General features: G+C 30.6%; 14 protein-coding genes and 1 tRNA gene. 5 read left to right on the top strand and 10 right to left on the bottom strand.

Annotation, left to right across the window (positions count from 1 at the left end; all coding sequences use genetic code 11):
- The first annotated feature begins 348 nt into the window (after positions 1-348).
- Positions 349-681, top strand: a complete 333-nt coding sequence (locus KPL38_RS10830; RefSeq protein ID WP_216289146.1) for a helix-turn-helix domain-containing protein — start codon at positions 349-351, stop codon at positions 679-681.
- 159 nt (positions 682-840) lie between these two features.
- Positions 841-1029, top strand: a complete 189-nt coding sequence (locus tag KPL38_RS10825) for a Spo0E family sporulation regulatory protein-aspartic acid phosphatase (RefSeq protein ID WP_216289145.1) — start codon at positions 841-843, stop codon at positions 1027-1029.
- 115 nt (positions 1030-1144) lie between these two features.
- Here KPL38_RS10825 and KPL38_RS10820 read toward each other — a convergent pair whose 3' ends face one another.
- Positions 1145-1537: a hypothetical protein gene (locus KPL38_RS10820; protein ID WP_216289144.1), complete on the bottom strand. Its 393-nt coding sequence runs from the start codon at positions 1535-1537 to the stop codon at positions 1145-1147.
- A gap of 369 nt (positions 1538-1906) precedes the next feature.
- Here KPL38_RS10820 and KPL38_RS10815 point away from each other — a divergent pair, with 369 nt between their 5' ends.
- Positions 1907-2485, top strand: coding sequence for an NUDIX hydrolase (locus KPL38_RS10815; RefSeq protein WP_216289143.1), 579 nt, complete (start codon positions 1907-1909; stop codon positions 2483-2485).
- A gap of 127 nt (positions 2486-2612) precedes the next feature.
- On the opposite strand, the gene KPL38_RS10810 is transcribed toward KPL38_RS10815, so the two are convergent.
- The 5 genes from KPL38_RS10810 to KPL38_RS10790 all read right to left on the bottom strand — a co-directional run bounded on the left by KPL38_RS10810 (position 2613) and on the right by KPL38_RS10790 (position 9644).
- Positions 2613-4298 (bottom strand): [FeFe] hydrogenase, group A, encoded by a 1686-nt coding sequence (locus tag KPL38_RS10810; RefSeq protein ID WP_216289142.1) that lies wholly within the window; start codon positions 4296-4298, stop codon positions 2613-2615.
- A gap of 4 nt (positions 4299-4302) precedes the next feature.
- Complete coding sequence (gene nuoF, locus KPL38_RS10805; RefSeq protein WP_216289141.1) at positions 4303-6177, bottom strand: NADH-quinone oxidoreductase subunit NuoF; 1875 nt, start codon at positions 6175-6177, stop codon at positions 4303-4305.
- 1 nt (position 6178) lies between these two features.
- Complete coding sequence (locus tag KPL38_RS10800; protein WP_216289140.1) at positions 6179-6655, bottom strand: complex I 24 kDa subunit family protein; 477 nt, start codon at positions 6653-6655, stop codon at positions 6179-6181.
- 269 nt (positions 6656-6924) lie between these two features.
- Positions 6925-9153 (bottom strand): SPFH domain-containing protein, encoded by a 2229-nt coding sequence (locus KPL38_RS10795; RefSeq protein ID WP_216289139.1) that lies wholly within the window; start codon positions 9151-9153, stop codon positions 6925-6927.
- 113 nt (positions 9154-9266) lie between these two features.
- Positions 9267-9644: a CoA-binding protein gene (locus KPL38_RS10790; protein WP_216289138.1), complete on the bottom strand. Its 378-nt coding sequence runs from the start codon at positions 9642-9644 to the stop codon at positions 9267-9269.
- Between the two features lie 553 nt (positions 9645-10197).
- Between KPL38_RS10790 and KPL38_RS10785 the strand changes: the two genes are divergently transcribed.
- Positions 10198-10347, top strand: coding sequence for a hypothetical protein (locus tag KPL38_RS10785; RefSeq protein WP_216289137.1), 150 nt, complete (start codon positions 10198-10200; stop codon positions 10345-10347).
- A 185-nt stretch (positions 10348-10532) separates the two neighbouring features.
- Here KPL38_RS10785 and KPL38_RS10780 read toward each other — a convergent pair.
- Both KPL38_RS10780 and KPL38_RS10775 read right to left on the bottom strand, forming a co-directional pair.
- Positions 10533-10609, bottom strand: a tRNA-Lys gene (locus KPL38_RS10780).
- A gap of 175 nt (positions 10610-10784) precedes the next feature.
- Entirely contained in the window at positions 10785-11345 is a 561-nt protein-coding gene (locus tag KPL38_RS10775; protein ID WP_216289136.1) for a nitroreductase family protein, read from the bottom strand.
- 161 nt (positions 11346-11506) lie between these two features.
- Between KPL38_RS10775 and KPL38_RS10770 the strand changes: the two genes are divergently transcribed.
- A complete protein-coding gene (locus KPL38_RS10770) occupies positions 11507-13132 on the top strand; it encodes a HEAT repeat domain-containing protein (RefSeq protein ID WP_246577914.1) in 1626 nt (541 codons plus the stop codon).
- A gap of 84 nt (positions 13133-13216) precedes the next feature.
- Here the strand turns inward: KPL38_RS10770 and nadE (KPL38_RS10765) are convergent, their stop codons facing one another.
- Together nadE (KPL38_RS10765) and nadE (KPL38_RS10760) are read right to left on the bottom strand one after the other, a co-directional pair.
- Entirely contained in the window at positions 13217-14020 is an 804-nt protein-coding gene (gene nadE / locus KPL38_RS10765) for an NAD(+) synthase (protein ID WP_216289135.1), read from the bottom strand.
- A gap of 196 nt (positions 14021-14216) precedes the next feature.
- Complete coding sequence (gene nadE / locus KPL38_RS10760; RefSeq protein WP_216289134.1) at positions 14217-15020, bottom strand: NAD(+) synthase; 804 nt, start codon at positions 15018-15020, stop codon at positions 14217-14219.
- Positions 15021-15074 lie beyond the last annotated feature (54 nt).

The following is a 15074-nucleotide window of genomic DNA, read 5'->3' as shown; positions in this document are numbered from 1 at the left end:
TGAAATTTTCATATTAATTTACAATATTTTCAAGAGGCATAGCCTAAAATTTGAAATAGCTTAACTCCTACCGGAGAAAATATAGCTTTTTGTGGCTTAATCATTATATTAAATATATATTTATAAAAATTTCGTTAAACCATTTACCATGACCTATATGATAAATTTATAACTAAAATAAACGCAATTGACAAAATTGTGGTGAATAATAAAAAATGATTTACATATATTAATATAATAAGCCAATTCAGAATATAATTTATTGGCATATAGCTTATTTATAATTTTCACTTTAACATGTAATATTATAGTTGATGAATAATATGTTATCTTATAGAGGGTAAATAAATGCAAAATGAAGTTAATTATGTAAAAATTGGTAATAGAATAAGAATAGAACGAGAAAAATTTGATATGACAAGAGAAAAATTTTCGGAGCTCCTAAACCTTTCTCCCTATTTTCTAGGACAAATCGAAAGAGGAGAAAGAAAAATGAGCATCAATACATTGATAAATATTTCTGAATGCTTACATATTTCAATAGACTCTTTGTTCTTTGAACAAATAAATGCTAATACAAATAATGATGTTTTGCATTCATTAATAAATAAATGTTCTGAAAAAGAAGTCAAAGTTATTGAGGGACTTATAAAGCTATTACTACCACACCTTTCAAGATAATACATATTAAAACCTTATGTTCATAAAATCATAAAAAATATGCTAACTATATTTATATGCTATTAGCATATTTTTTTATTCCCTTTTTTTAGGTATAATTATTAAATAAATAAATTGAATTAAGAATCATCTATTTTTAGAATTAATTGAGGTGTATTTATGAAGGAAGGAAAAATTAATATTATATATGAACAGAATCTAAAGATCTGCATTAATACATTAAGAGACATATTAAATGAAATGTGTATTGCAATAGATGAACCTGACACCGATATAAAAAGATTAAATGTAAGTTGTCAATTGGATAAACTTATAGTAGAATATATGAATTTAAAATATAATAATTAGTTTTCTTAACAGAAAAGCTAATAGTAGCCTTTTTGTTAAGAATATAAAAAATAATCTAGTATATTAACTAGTTATTTTTAGACAATGCATTATTAAAAATTTTAGTAATTTTTATTTATGCCCATTCTTTTAATATACATTTTATTTTGGTATTAAATAATATTCTAGAGCATGTCCTACTTAATTTTATTTTTAAATTATATTCGTACTCATCAAATTGTATGCCCATTTTTTGTTTAATTCTATTATGTAAAACGTCATGAGTATAATCCAATTCGTCATATGGAATATTTTCTATAATAAAAAATTCTAGTTCTTTCCCAGCGACACCTTTAATCTGAAAATTGTTAGCCATTTTATTAATCATGAACCATTTTTTTATATTTTCATATTCTTTCGTCATTTTCTCTAATGACATATTGTATATAGCCTCTTCTAAAAATGGAACTTCGTGTAAACAATTTACATTCATAACATTTTCCTCTATATCTTCTACAAAATAAAACATTCTTTCCCGCCTCCACAAACTGTACTTTTATAACTTATGTTTACACTTTCAAAATAATATGTATTAAAAACATTGTAACAAATTTTAATATTATTTCATATTGATTTTTAAACCCAACTTGTAGATATTTTTACTGTTATTACATATGTTTCTATAAAATATTTAAACTGTTTTTTTAATATAAAATCTCTAAAATATCAACTAGAGATTAATATATGATTATCTTTGTACACAAAAATGTATCATTTTCTTTAATTGTTTTTATACTTTGATAGTGATATTATTTAATATATACATATTGTATGAAAGTCAAAGTTTTTTAAAACATTTTAGTTTATAATAATAAAAAATGTAATGGAGGATATAGGCATGAGTATTAAAAATATAAAAACACTTGCAGATACAAAGTACTTAAAACTTTATGATGCAGAATATATTAATAAAAATGGTGATACCAAAAATTGGTCAATAGCTTCCAGAAAAGATTTATGCACATTAAAAAATATTTATTTTAACGGAACGAAGGGCAATATCGATTCTGTTATAATAATCGCTACACATATTCATGAGAATAAATTAGTAATTATAAAACAGTTTAGAATTCCTCTAAATGATTATGTTTATGAAATTCCTGCTGGGCTTGTAGACCCTGGTGAAGATTTTGAAACTACTGTAGGACGTGAACTAAAAGAAGAAACAGGACTTAATTTAATCAAAATTGATTTTTCAAAAACCAAATCTCAAACATACATTTCAACAGGTATGACAGATGAGTCTGCAGCTTTAGTTTATTGTACATGCGATGGAGAAATATCAAGGGAATACCTAGAGCCAGATGAAGATATTGAAGTTATGCTAATGTCAAAAAAAGAAGCTAAAAGTTTAATTACTTCTAATGAAAAAATAGATATTAAAGCTTTTCTCTCAATACAAAACTTTATAGGGTAAATGTATCCCTAGCTATAAACGAAAAAATATTTAGCTAGTTTTAAAACAAGTCCACCAGATTATTTATTCTGATGGACTTGTTATTTAAATTAAAAAATATTATAATTTAAATTCAAAACACAAAACATTATTTTTCTTTGTAACCTACATGTAATAATTCATGAACTTTATCTTTTAACAAACCTTCATATAATGTCTCCATTAGAGGATTTTCCTCCGATTGTCTTATGATGCTCATCCTATCTGCTTCATATAACAAAGCACCACGTTTTAATTTCCCATCAGATTTTACAAATGGTTGTCCTGCCCCACCAATACATCCGCCCGGGCATGCCATAACTTCAACGAAATCATACTGGGCTCTACCTGCTTGAATATCTTTTATAAGATTATCTGCATTTTTAAGTCCGCTTACCACTGCTACCTTTATTAAACGTCCCTTTACTGTAATACTAGTTTCTTTAACTCCCTCCATACCCCTCACACCATTAAAAGCGAGAGAACGTAATGTTGACGGTGATTTATCCTCCATTACACGACGTATAACAGCTTCAGTAACCCCACCTGTTACACCAAATATAACGCCAGCTCCACTACTAACACCAAATGGCATATCAACGGCTTCAGGCAATACCTCTGAAAATATAATTCCTGACTCTTTTATCATTTTTATGAGTTCTTGAGTAGTTATTACATAATCTACACTGTTCACCCCATTTTCTTTAAATTCATCTCTTTGTGCTTCAAACTTTTTTGCGCTGCAAGGCATTATTGCCACATGTACGATTTTCTTATTAGAATCCTTATACTGCTCTTTAACCACAGATGCGAACATTTGCATAGGTGAACGGCAAGTAGACACATTTTTAATTAAACTCGGATAATTATTTTCAACATATGATACCCATGCAGGACAACATGATGTGAATAATGGTAATTTTTCATTTTTTTCTATTCTTGAGATGAATTCCTTAGTCTCCTCAAGTACTGTTAAATCAGCACCAGTTGAGGTATCAAAAATTTCATCAACGCCCATTCTTCTAAGAACGCTTACTATTTTACCCATCACATTTTCATCATTTTTTAGTCCCAGCTCTTGGTTAATTCCTACACGCACTGCTGGGGCAATCTGAACTACAACCAATGTTTCAATATCACTAATGTCTTTCCAAAGCCTCTGGGTATCATTTTTTACAACAATTGCACCAGTAGGACACACTGCTGCGCACTGTCCACAGCCGACACAATTTGTTTCTGCAAGTGGCATATCAAAAGCAGTTCCTACGCTCATTTTTGAACCCCTATTAACAAAATCTATAGCTCCAACATTTTGTACTTCTTCACACATCCGTACACAATCGCCACATAAAATGCACTTACTTTTATCACGTACTATGCATACTGATGAATTGTCTATTTTTCTCTTCACAGAAGTATTATTAAATCTGACTTTTGTTATTCCAAAACGCTTAGCTAAATCTTGCAATTTGCACTGCCCACTTTTCTCACATGTAGTACAGTCTCTGCAATGTGCTGCTAAAAGTAACTCAAGTATCATTTTTTTATATTTACGAAGCTTTGGGGTATTAGTGTAAATCTCCATATTGGCCTTCGGTGGAGTGGAGCATGCGGCTTCCATTCCTCCCCATTTATTTTCTACCATGCACATACGGCAAGCACCATACACTGAGAGCTCCGAATAATAACATAAGGTCGGCAAATCAATACCAGCTTTTCTAACTAACTCAAGAATGTTTTTTTCTCCATTTATCTCTACAGGAATATCATCTATAAGCATAAATTGACCAGTCATAATCTTAATCCTCCTTTATAGCTTTAAACGTGCACGTCTCAATGCAGGCACCACATTTAATACACTTTTCTTTATCAATTGTATAAGGCGACTTAATCTTGCCAGAAATTGCATTAACTGGACAAATTCTTGAACACTTTGAGCATCCCCTGCAAAGCTCTTTATCAATAAATATAGTTTTAAGTCCAACACAAGTTTTTGACGGGCATTTTTTTTGATTTATATGAGTTTCATATTCACTACGAAAATTTTTAATAGTACTAACAACTGGTAACGCAGCTGTCTTGCCTAGACCACATAAAGCTGTTTGTGATATAGTGTCTGCAAGTTCTAGTAACATATCAATATCTGATAGTTTGCCATTACCTGACGTAATTCCTTCTAATATTTCCAGCATTCGTTTAGTGCCCTCACGACAAGGGATGCACTTACCACAGGATTCATTTTGAGTGAATGTCATGAAAAATTTTGCAACCTCAACCATGCAAGTATTCTCGTCCATAACCACAAGACCACCAGAACCTATCATTGCGCCTACTTTCTTAAGTGAATCAAAATCTAGTCTTAAATCAAGATCTGACGTTATAAGACATCCTCCAGATGGACCCCCTATCTGAACAGCTTTAAATTTCTTGCCACCTTTAATTCCTCCACCAATACCAAATATGATTTCTCTTAATGTTGATCCCATTGGTACCTCAATAAGTCCTGTATTTTCTATATTTCCAGTTAAAGCAAAAGCCTTTGTACCAGGACTATTTTCAGGTCCTATAGATTTATACCACTTTGCTCCGCGGGTTATAATTAAAGGCACATTAGCGAATGTTTCTACATTATTAAGTACTGTTGGTTTAGCAAAAAGTCCCTGCTCTACTGTTCTTGGAGGTTTTACTCTTGGCATACCTCTTTTTCCCTCAATAGAAGCAGTAAGTGCACTTCCTTCACCGCAAACAAATGCACCGGCCCCTCTGTTTATTTTGATATTAAAATTAAAGTTTGTCCCAAGAATGTTTTCCCCTAAAATACCATAACTTCTTGCTTGATTAATAGCATTTTTAAGTCTACTTACAGCAAGAGGATACTCGGCTCTCACATAAATGTATCCTTCGTTTGAACCACAGGCAATAGCTGCAATTATCATTCCCTCGATCACTTTATGTGGATCACCCTCCATTACACTTCTATCCATAAACGCACCAGGATCACCTTCATCACCATTGCATACAATATATTTTGTGTCTATTTTCTGATTTTTTACCTGTGACCATTTACGACCTGTAGGAAATCCACCGCCTCCACGTCCTCTTAAATTTGACTCTTCTATTTCCTTAATAATGCTTTCACCGTCCATATCAAATAATGCTTTCTCAAGTGCACTATATCCTCCTATAGCAAAATATTCTTCTATAGAAGTTGCATCAATGTGTCCACAATGTTCAAGTGCAAGCCTAGTTTGACTTTTATAAAAAGGGATTTCCTCTTGTTTTTTATATATTTTGCCGTTTTTAGTATATGCAAGCCTCTCAACACACTCATTATTAAGTATAGTTTTTTCGAGTATTTCCTTGCAATCCTCTTTTTTTACTTTTATATATAAATATCCCCATGGCTCGATTCTTACAAGTGGGCCCATTTCGCAAAATCCATGACATCCACTTTTTTTAATTCCCACTGATTCATCATGTGGTTCTTTTTGAAGACCTAGCTCACAATCTATATTCTTATCTTTCATTAACGCTACAAATTCATCATAAATTTCCAGAGATCCGCCTGCAATGCATCCAGTGCCTGCACATATAAGAATTTTTTTCTTTTGATTATTAAGACTAACCATATATTTATCTTTTATATCAATTAAATCATTTCTATTAAGAAGCATATTATTTTCCCTCCTTAAGTGCCAACAAAAGCTTCATTGCTTTATCTTCCGTCATAGCACCATATACTTTATCATTAATGGTTATAGCAGGTGCAAGTCCACATGCTCCAAGGCAAGAAACCGTTTCCACTGTAAACGTCAAATCATCAGTTGTAATTTTTGTTTTTGAAAGTCCTAGAACAGATCGCATTTTATTTAAAATAGGGATAGACTTTCTTACATGGCATGCCGTACCATCACATATCTTTATAACATATGCACCTTTTGGTTCTAAAGAAAAATTATCATAAAAAGTTGCCACACCATATATCTTTGCCATACTCATTTCAAGCTTTTCTGAAAAATATGCAAATACCTCCTTAGGTAAATATCTATATATTTCTTGCGTATCTTGTAGTATTGCAATAATATTACTAGATTTAAACTCATGATTTTTAAGTATAATATCTAAGTCACTATAATTAATTTGCGTATTCATTATTCTTCCTCCTCAATACATTGTTAATTTATTATTTTATCTATATCTTATTATAATTTTCACAATATTACAACAACCACTTTTATTATTATTTTCATTTTTTATACTATATAAGTTTATACTGGTAATTGTATTTAAATAAATTCTATAATTGTAAATAAATTCTTATCCTTCAGTTAGAATACTTTTTTTAAAGTTATCATTATATATATAAATCCAGTAGAATATTTAATTTATTCTACTGGATTTTTTGTATGCATTTTAAATTATTAAGTTTGTGGCTTTATTACCTCTTTAACATCTATATTCTCAATGGATTTTGATAATGCTGTGCCTTTTTCGCTTGCCATATTTGCAAGTACCATACTCATTATACCTTCCATTGCGTTAGGCGTTTTTCCATCAGCTCCGCCCATTATTATTGTTTGTGGTACTAGTGGAGACTTACTTATCTTTAGTGCCTCTGCAAATGCTATCATAACACTTTGCTTAACTTGTAAATCGGGACCACCATAAGCCTCAACTAAAGCCTTAGCTGCAGCTCCCTTTGCAATTCCTACTTTTGTTTCTTGCTCAGCTGTAGCATCTGCAACTGACTTAATATTTAATGCTTTTGCCTTTCCGACTGTTTCAAGACTAAACGCCTCTGCACTTGCTTGTAGTTCTACTTGCTTTGCATTTGCACTGGCTGTTAGCTCAATAGTCTTTGCCTGCGCTGCTGCCTGTGCTTCCCTAGTGTATCTTTCAGCATCTGCTTCTTGAGTTCTCTTGTACTTGTCTGCTTCAGCAAGTTTTTGCGTTTTTAATGCTAGTTGCTCTGCAAGCCTTAATTCAGATTTACCTTTATTATCAGCCACTTCAATATCAATACTTGATTGTGTAAGAGCTGACTGAGCCATTGCTTTTGCCTCTGCTTCATTTAATTCTCTTTGCTTTTCAGCAGATTTTTGTTTAGCTTCATTTGTCTTAATTTCTTCCATAGCTACTTGCCTATCTCTTAGTTGTGCAAGAATTTTTTCAATTCTTGTATCACTAGCAGAAGCAGCTGGTGTTCCAATTAATACTTCCTGAAGCTCTAAATCATATAATTTAAATTTACCCGTCATTTCATCTGCTGCCTGTTGTTGAATTTGACTTCTATCTTGAACTAATTCAATAAGAGTTTTTGTTTGTCCTATATTTTTAAAATACCCAGCTACCATAGGATCAAGAGATTGCTCAATAAGCATTTTAATATCCCCAAATCTTTGTATAACTGACGATGCTTTTCTATAATCAATATTAAATACTACTGTTAATGGTAAATTAGGCTCGAAAGCATCTTTAGTTATTAGACTAATTTCTTTTAAATTATCATCTAACTTATGCACACCAGTTTGTCCACTAATCCATTTAAGTATTACATTAGTAGTAGGTACTGGCACAACTTTACCCGCATAAGTATTAAACGCATATTTCCCTGGCATCATAGAATCTCTCCAAATGCCCTTTTTACCTTGTTCTACAAGTTCTCCATGAGAGTAACCCGTACCTGAAACATCTTCACCTTTATCACCAAAATAACTTACCACAACACCAACATAACCAATATCTATTATACTTTTAGGTACTATGTCAACACTTGCAAACATTCTATTAATGAAATAAACTCCATCAGTAAGAACCTGCATTTGCTTACCTTTTCTACCATCTGCAGCTAAAAACTTTTCAGGTTCTTGGAAATTATTGTGATAAAACTCATTGTTTATACCTTCTCCAACAATAGGTGCTATAATTGCTCCATTATCAGGAGTTGGACCCTCATTAATAGTTACAATACCGATAGTATCACGACTAACTGGCTTGTTACCAATTTTTTTATATACAGCATCTATTTCACCAGCATCATCTTGCTGAGCATATTGCTCAGAAGATCTTGAATTAGATATAATTACAGGATTAAATCCATTGTCTCTCGCTAAATCGCTTCTCATTGTTTCTATTTGAGCTGTTTCATCTTTTGAAGTATATATTGAATGTACCCTACCTTTTGTAATTATAATAAATTGTGCTAAGTTAAATGCATACGTACCCTCACGAAGAATTTGTCTTTGTGGCCCCTTTTGCCCACCATTATTTAAAAACGCTACTACATCTTGAAATGACTTACTTTGCGGTATGACTTTGCCTAAAGTCTGACCATCAACTAAACTTTCCCCTGACCTTGAAAATACATAAGCTATTTGACCTTGTGGTATAGTTACAAGTCTTACCTTCTTAACTTTGTATTTGAATGGCGTTTTAAAATGAACACCAGCCCTTAGCACTTCTGGTTGATAACCCGCTTCTCCTTTTAATGCTATAAGACCATCAGCAGGTACTGAACCACCAGAACTCCACCATTTTTCAACAATACCTACCTCATCAGTTTCTATGCTTGTGGACCCTATACCATAAACAAATAAAATTATTACAACTACAATTATCCCCGCTATAATTAACGCTGTGTACGGAATCATAATCTCTCCCCCTCTATAAACTGTATTTTGTTATATTATATGTCAATATGATAGTATTAGTCTATATAAAAAAACATCAAGATCATGTAATCTTGATGTTTTAGTGTAAATTGTTATACTTTTGACAATTCTACTAAAGCACACCCTTCTATTGCAATTATTCCATTTGCTTTGCATAATTCTAGTATTTCCTGGCTTTCAGCTCCTGGTTGAATAAGTACTTTATCTATTTTTAAATCATGGGCTTCTTTAATAATTTTAATTCCCTTATATGGATTAATGCATAAATCTAAAATATCTGCCTTATATTGAATATCACTTATACTGCTGTAAACCCCTTCATCGCTATCATTAGAGTTTGGATTTACACCCACTACATTAAATCCATCACTTTTTAAAGACTGTAATATTTTATAAGCATATTTTAAAGGGTTTAATACATCGCCAACCACAATCCAATTTTTATAATTCAAAAATTCATTTGCTTTCAATTTCTCATCTCCTAATAAAATATTATATCAATGTTCTGTATTATTTTTCTCTTTGAATGTTAACTGACATCATTTTATATCTCTCATTCGCCTCAAATTAGCAAGTAATGTTGCATATCATATAATTCAGCCTCATTCTCATTAACTTCAGCCTTACGGTTATCTCCTTTGATTATTGTAACCTGTATATCTGCTACATATACTACGTATTCTTAATGTGTGCCTATTTCTTTTTTTATTATTTCTAATTAATATGTTGTTTTTAATTAATATATTACCTAATCCAGATTAAATTTACTGCAAGAAATCTAGTTTAGGGAAAAAATATTTGATGCTTTTTTAAGATGATTCTTATTCTTTATACTGGCTATTTGTACAAGAATGATTTTATATATAATCTTTAAATTTAAACTTAATAGAATAAAACAAAATGGGTAAACTATGTGTGTAATTTAAGATTTGAAAGGAGAATACCAATGAATAAAAATAAGTTAAAAAAACAAAAATTTCAATTAATGAATATAAAGGAAATAGTGGCGTTTCAGACAGTGAAATGGCTAATATGTATGAAATTCCAAACATGACTAGCGACATTACTAAAGTCGCTTTAGAAGAAAAAGATAAGTTATCTTCCGATAATGGCACTGTTAGAATTTTAAATGATAATATTACAAGTATGTATAACATGTTAAAGAACAAATAATAAGTGGATGATTTCATGGGCATATTCCCTAATTAGAGTTTGTGTTATAATTATTTCGAATTAATTTAATTGAATGGATAGAATTTAACATACCCATTAACTTATTTTTATGTATAACAAAATAAGTTAGTATATTATAAAAAAAATACAGATATCTCAAACGCTTGAGATATCTGTATTTATATTGGTGCTCCATCAGGGAATCGAACCCTGGACACCCTGATTAAGAGTCAGGTACTCTAACCAGCTGAGCTAATGAAGCATGTTAAACAACTTCTTTAGTATATATGATTTTTATTCATTTGTAAACACTTATTTTATAAAACTAATAGAAAAGTATTATCTATTAGTTTTATATATGACAAATTATATCATTTAGGAATAAAATACTGTTACACTTTGTTGCATCCTCTAAAGAGTATCTGAATTTTACAATACTATTTTATATAGTTAACATTATTTTCTTTTCTTGCTGGTGCATTAGTTATATCAATTTTTTTATACCCAAGACAAAATGAATGTATTTGTTTAAAACCTTCTGGTATTTCAAGTTCCTTAACAAATTTTTTGCCTTCTTCACTATTTAATAAATAGTGGATAAGACCAACCCAGCAGCCACCAATTTCTAATGATTCTGCAGCAATTAGCATGTTTTCTACAGCTATTGCGCAATCAACTGAAGCACTATCATTATTCACGTCACCAGATACTAATACTACTGTTGGTGCATTATAAAACACATGAAACTTTTCATTATCTGAAAATCTTCTAATGTATTCATTATCTGCTTTCTTTGCAATTTTTTTAAATGCTACATTTAATCTATCTATAATATCTTTTCTTTGTATTATAGTAAAATGCCATGGTTGTCTATTATTAGCACTTGGTGCATATAACCCTGCATCTATTATTGCTTTCAAATCTGCACCATTAACTTGCTCTGGTAAAAATGCCCTTGTACTTCGTCTATTCCTAATGTTATTTAAAGTCTCATTCATTTTAATATCCTCCATTCTCATAATATGCTTTTCTAAATGTACATTATATTAACTGAAATGTAAAGTTTATTTATTGAAAGTTATCGCCTCACTTTTTTGTTAGATAAATAGATGTATGATATAATTAAAGTTAATAAATTTAAACATAAGAGGTGAAACGAATGATGGAGATAAATGATAAAATAGCAGCTTCAATAGAAAACTTAAAAACTTCAGATGATAAACAGAGATCTGCCATAATAAACAAACTGTCCCTAGATTATAACAATGCAATTCCAATGTTATGGGCAAAAATAATAACTGAGGATGATCCTAGGACATTACTTTCTGTTATGAGAGATATTCTAAAAAAGGAAAAACCAAAGGGAATGTTTAAAAGAACTATAGGTAATTCAAGAGAAAAACTTAGTGCTCTTCTTTCACATTCTGATCCAAAGGTTCGAAAAAATGTATGTGGTGTTATTGGTGAACTTGGTGACCCTCAATATTTAGAAGCATTATATAGTGCTTATAAATCAGAAGAGAAACTATTTGTACGATATTCCTATGTACTCGCAATAGGCAACTGTGGAAGTGAAAAAGATGCAGAAAGATTAAAAAATATGTTTGACGAAGTATTAAAAAATGAAAAAGCTTCTAAAGACAATGACTCACTAGTAACAACTAATAAACATATTAATGAGGAAAAGCTTGCACTTACGAGAGCTATAGATAAACTAGCCCCAATACCACATCATGAATTTAAAGGATTTGAAAATCCTGTATCTATGCTACTCACAGTTATGAATTATCAGTATCACCTTACATTAAATGAGCTTAACGAAAATTTAATTGAAGGTAGACTTATAGATGATGGTATCCTTATCTTTGAGAAAGATTTGGACAAGGTTTACACTTGTAGAACCTTTTATGAATGTTTGTATCCACTAGCTGATTGCTCTGACTTAGAGTTTGATTATAAAACAATAGCTACTCATATTATAGATGCTAATATAGTAGATTTTTTAAATGGTTGTCATCACAATGATTTAAACTCTCCATTTAGTTATAGAATTGAATTTAAAACTATGGACGCTAATCGTGAGCGATCTGATTTTGTAAAAAACTTATCTCGAGAATTAGATGAGCTTTCTTGTGGACATTTAAAAAATAGCCCTTCTTCGTATGAAGTTGAAATAAGAATAGTTGAAAAAAATAATTATTGCAATGTTTTTGTAAAATTATACTCATATAAAGACAATAGATTTGAATACAGGAAAAATGACTTAGCTACATCTATAAATCCAGTAAATGCTGCTATTGTTATAAAGTCCATACAAAAATGGCTAGAACCTAATGCTAATGTCTTAGATCCTTTTTGTGGAGCGTCAACAATGCTTATTGAAAGAGCTAAGTTAGAAGACTTTCAATCTTTAACTGGCGTAGATATATTTAGAACAGCAATAACAGCTTCAACAATAAATTCTAAATTAGCTAATGTTAAAATAGAACTTATAGATGACGATATTCTAGAATTTAGGCCTTATGACCTATATGATGAAATTATAACAAACATGCCTTTTGACAATAAGTCAACTACACATAATAAGTATGCCGACTTATATAAAGAATTTGTAGCTAAAATTCCAAACCTTATAAAACCAGGTGGAATGGCATTTGTGTACACTATAGAAAAACAACTATTTAGAGAAGTTTTACTAGATGATGAAAAACTTGAATTAATTCAAGAAATAAAAATTGAAAGTGGTAGACTTACCCCTCATGTGTTTGTTCTGAAGTTAAAATAAGGATCTAAAATATCAACAAGTTAATATAAATTATAAAAGGGATAAATGCACCTAACCATTAGGTACATCTATCCCTTTATAATTTTATTTAATCCACCAAGTATCTTTTGGTGAAACTGCCGAATGTCTTTTATGCTTTGAAACTGTATATAATTTAATAATTTGTTTCTCATATTCTTCTGAGATATCTTCACCTCTTAAATACATACAAACCTGATGATGTATTTGTGTAACTTCATCTAAATTAGACTTGTTATCCCACATACCTATGGTAGATACTTTATCAAGTATAGATTGAGGTGCATTGAATATTTTTGCCATTTCATAAATTATGCTTTTTGTTATTCCTGCAAGTGGTTTTACATCTGCTGCATCATCACCATACTTAGTAACCATTCCTAAAACTAAATTAGTTACACTTGAGTAACCGGCAACTAAAACATCATAAACTTCAGCTATTCTATATATTACAGTCATTCTTATTCTAGATTTTGTATTTCCAATATCTACTTTCGATGAAGGTAAACTATTAAGAAGTTCAAGTGATTCATTTACAGGTCCTTTTATATCATATGTTCTAAATACATCTGGTTTTATAATTCTTATAGCAAGTTCTACATCAGCTCTATCTGGTTTAATACCAAAAGGAAGAGATAAATTAATTAACTCAAGCCCAGATTTTTTAATTAGCATACTTGTAACAAAACTATCTATCCCACCTGTAAGATTACAGACATAGCCTTTTTTCCCAGCATGCTCAGCATAATCTTTTAAGAAAGTAGAAATTTCTTCTATCATTCTTTGTGCAAACATTTTATCCGACTCATCTTGTAGAGGAGTAGGTATACCAAATTCTTTCACTATTTCTTGTTGTTTTACTTTATCCATATCGAGCCTCCTTGAACTTATTTATATATTTATATATTTATATATTTATATATTTATTATATCACACGTAGTCTATGACGTGTTAAAATATTAACAATATTATATTTTCTATAATACTTTAGCCAATATAATGAATATTTAATGATAAAATAAAGGAGAGTTGCACCTTATTAGATGCATCTCTTTATTTAATAAATTATTCTTTCCACCAAGAATCTTTAGTCGATACAGGCGAATGTCTTTTATGCTTAGAAACTGTATACAGTTTTACGATTTTATTTTCGTACTGCTCTGCTACATCTTCTCCTCTTAAATACATGCAAACCTGATGATTTAATTCTGTCACTTCATCTTGGTTTGTTCCATTGTCCCATATACCAGTGGTAGAAACTTTATCAATTATAGTCTGAGGTGCATTGAATATTTTTGCCATCTCGTAAATTATACCTTTTGTTATTCCTGCAAGTGGTTTTACATCCGCTGCATCATCACCGTACTTAGTAACCATTCCTAATGTAAGTTCGGCCACATTTGAATATCCAGCAACTAATACATCATAAACCTCGGCTACTCTATATAATACCGTCATTCTTATTCTAGATTTTGTGTTTCCAATATCTACCTTAGAAGATGGTACATCACGAAGAAGCTCAATAGATTCAATTACAGGACCCATAACATCATAAGTTCTAAAAACATCTGGTTTTACTATCTGTTTTGCAAGTTCTACATCAGCTATATCTGGTTTAATTCCAAACGGAAGAGATAAACTAATTAGTTCAAGCCCCGATTTTTTTATAAGCATATTTGTTACGAAACTGTCTACTCCGCCTGAAAGATGACAGACATACCCTTTTTTACCAGTACTATTAGCATATTTAACTAAGAAAGCAGTAATTTCTTCTATCATTCTATATGCATACTTTTGATTTGACTCATCTTTTAAAGGAGCAGGTATACCAAATTCATTCATTATTTCTTGTTGTTTAATTTTATTCATATCTAGCCTCCTTAAACTTATTTATACTATCATTATAACACATAATGCATAAAA

The organism is Clostridium psychrophilum (assembly GCF_018861705.1).
Lineage (GTDB): Bacteria > Bacillota > Clostridia > Clostridiales > Clostridiaceae > Clostridium_AD > Clostridium_AD psychrophilum.
The sequence above is the reverse complement of the archived record's forward strand: the minus strand, read 5'-3'. Positions and strand labels throughout refer to the sequence as shown.

Excerpts from the sequence above, each read along its gene's own strand:
- KPL38_RS10800 (WP_216289140.1), bottom strand. The coding sequence starts at position 6,655 with ATGAATACGCAAATTAATTATAGTGACTTAGATATTATACTTAAAAAT.
- KPL38_RS10820 (WP_216289144.1), bottom strand. The coding sequence starts at position 1,537 with ATGTTTTATTTTGTAGAAGATATAGAGGAAAATGTTATGAATGTAAAT.
- KPL38_RS10810 (WP_216289142.1), bottom strand. The coding sequence starts at position 4,298 with ATGACTGGTCAATTTATGCTTATAGATGATATTCCTGTAGAGATAAAT.
- KPL38_RS10825 (WP_216289145.1), top strand. The coding sequence starts at position 841 with ATGAAGGAAGGAAAAATTAATATTATATATGAACAGAATCTAAAGATC.
- nadE (WP_216289134.1), bottom strand. The coding sequence starts at position 15,020 with ATGAATAAAATTAAACAACAAGAAATAATGAATGAATTTGGTATACCT.
- KPL38_RS10795 (WP_216289139.1), bottom strand. The coding sequence starts at position 9,153 with ATGATTCCGTACACAGCGTTAATTATAGCGGGGATAATTGTAGTTGTA.
- nuoF (WP_216289141.1), bottom strand. The coding sequence starts at position 6,177 with ATGCTTCTTAATAGAAATGATTTAATTGATATAAAAGATAAATATATG.
- KPL38_RS10815 (WP_216289143.1), top strand. The coding sequence starts at position 1,907 with ATGAGTATTAAAAATATAAAAACACTTGCAGATACAAAGTACTTAAAA.
- nadE (WP_216289135.1), bottom strand. The coding sequence starts at position 14,020 with ATGGATAAAGTAAAACAACAAGAAATAGTGAAAGAATTTGGTATACCT.
- KPL38_RS10775 (WP_216289136.1), bottom strand. The coding sequence starts at position 11,345 with ATGAATGAGACTTTAAATAACATTAGGAATAGACGAAGTACAAGGGCA.
- KPL38_RS10770 (WP_246577914.1), top strand. The coding sequence starts at position 11,507 with ATGATGGAGATAAATGATAAAATAGCAGCTTCAATAGAAAACTTAAAA.
- KPL38_RS10830 (WP_216289146.1), top strand. The coding sequence starts at position 349 with ATGCAAAATGAAGTTAATTATGTAAAAATTGGTAATAGAATAAGAATA.
- KPL38_RS10785 (WP_216289137.1), top strand. The coding sequence starts at position 10,198 with ATGGCTAATATGTATGAAATTCCAAACATGACTAGCGACATTACTAAA.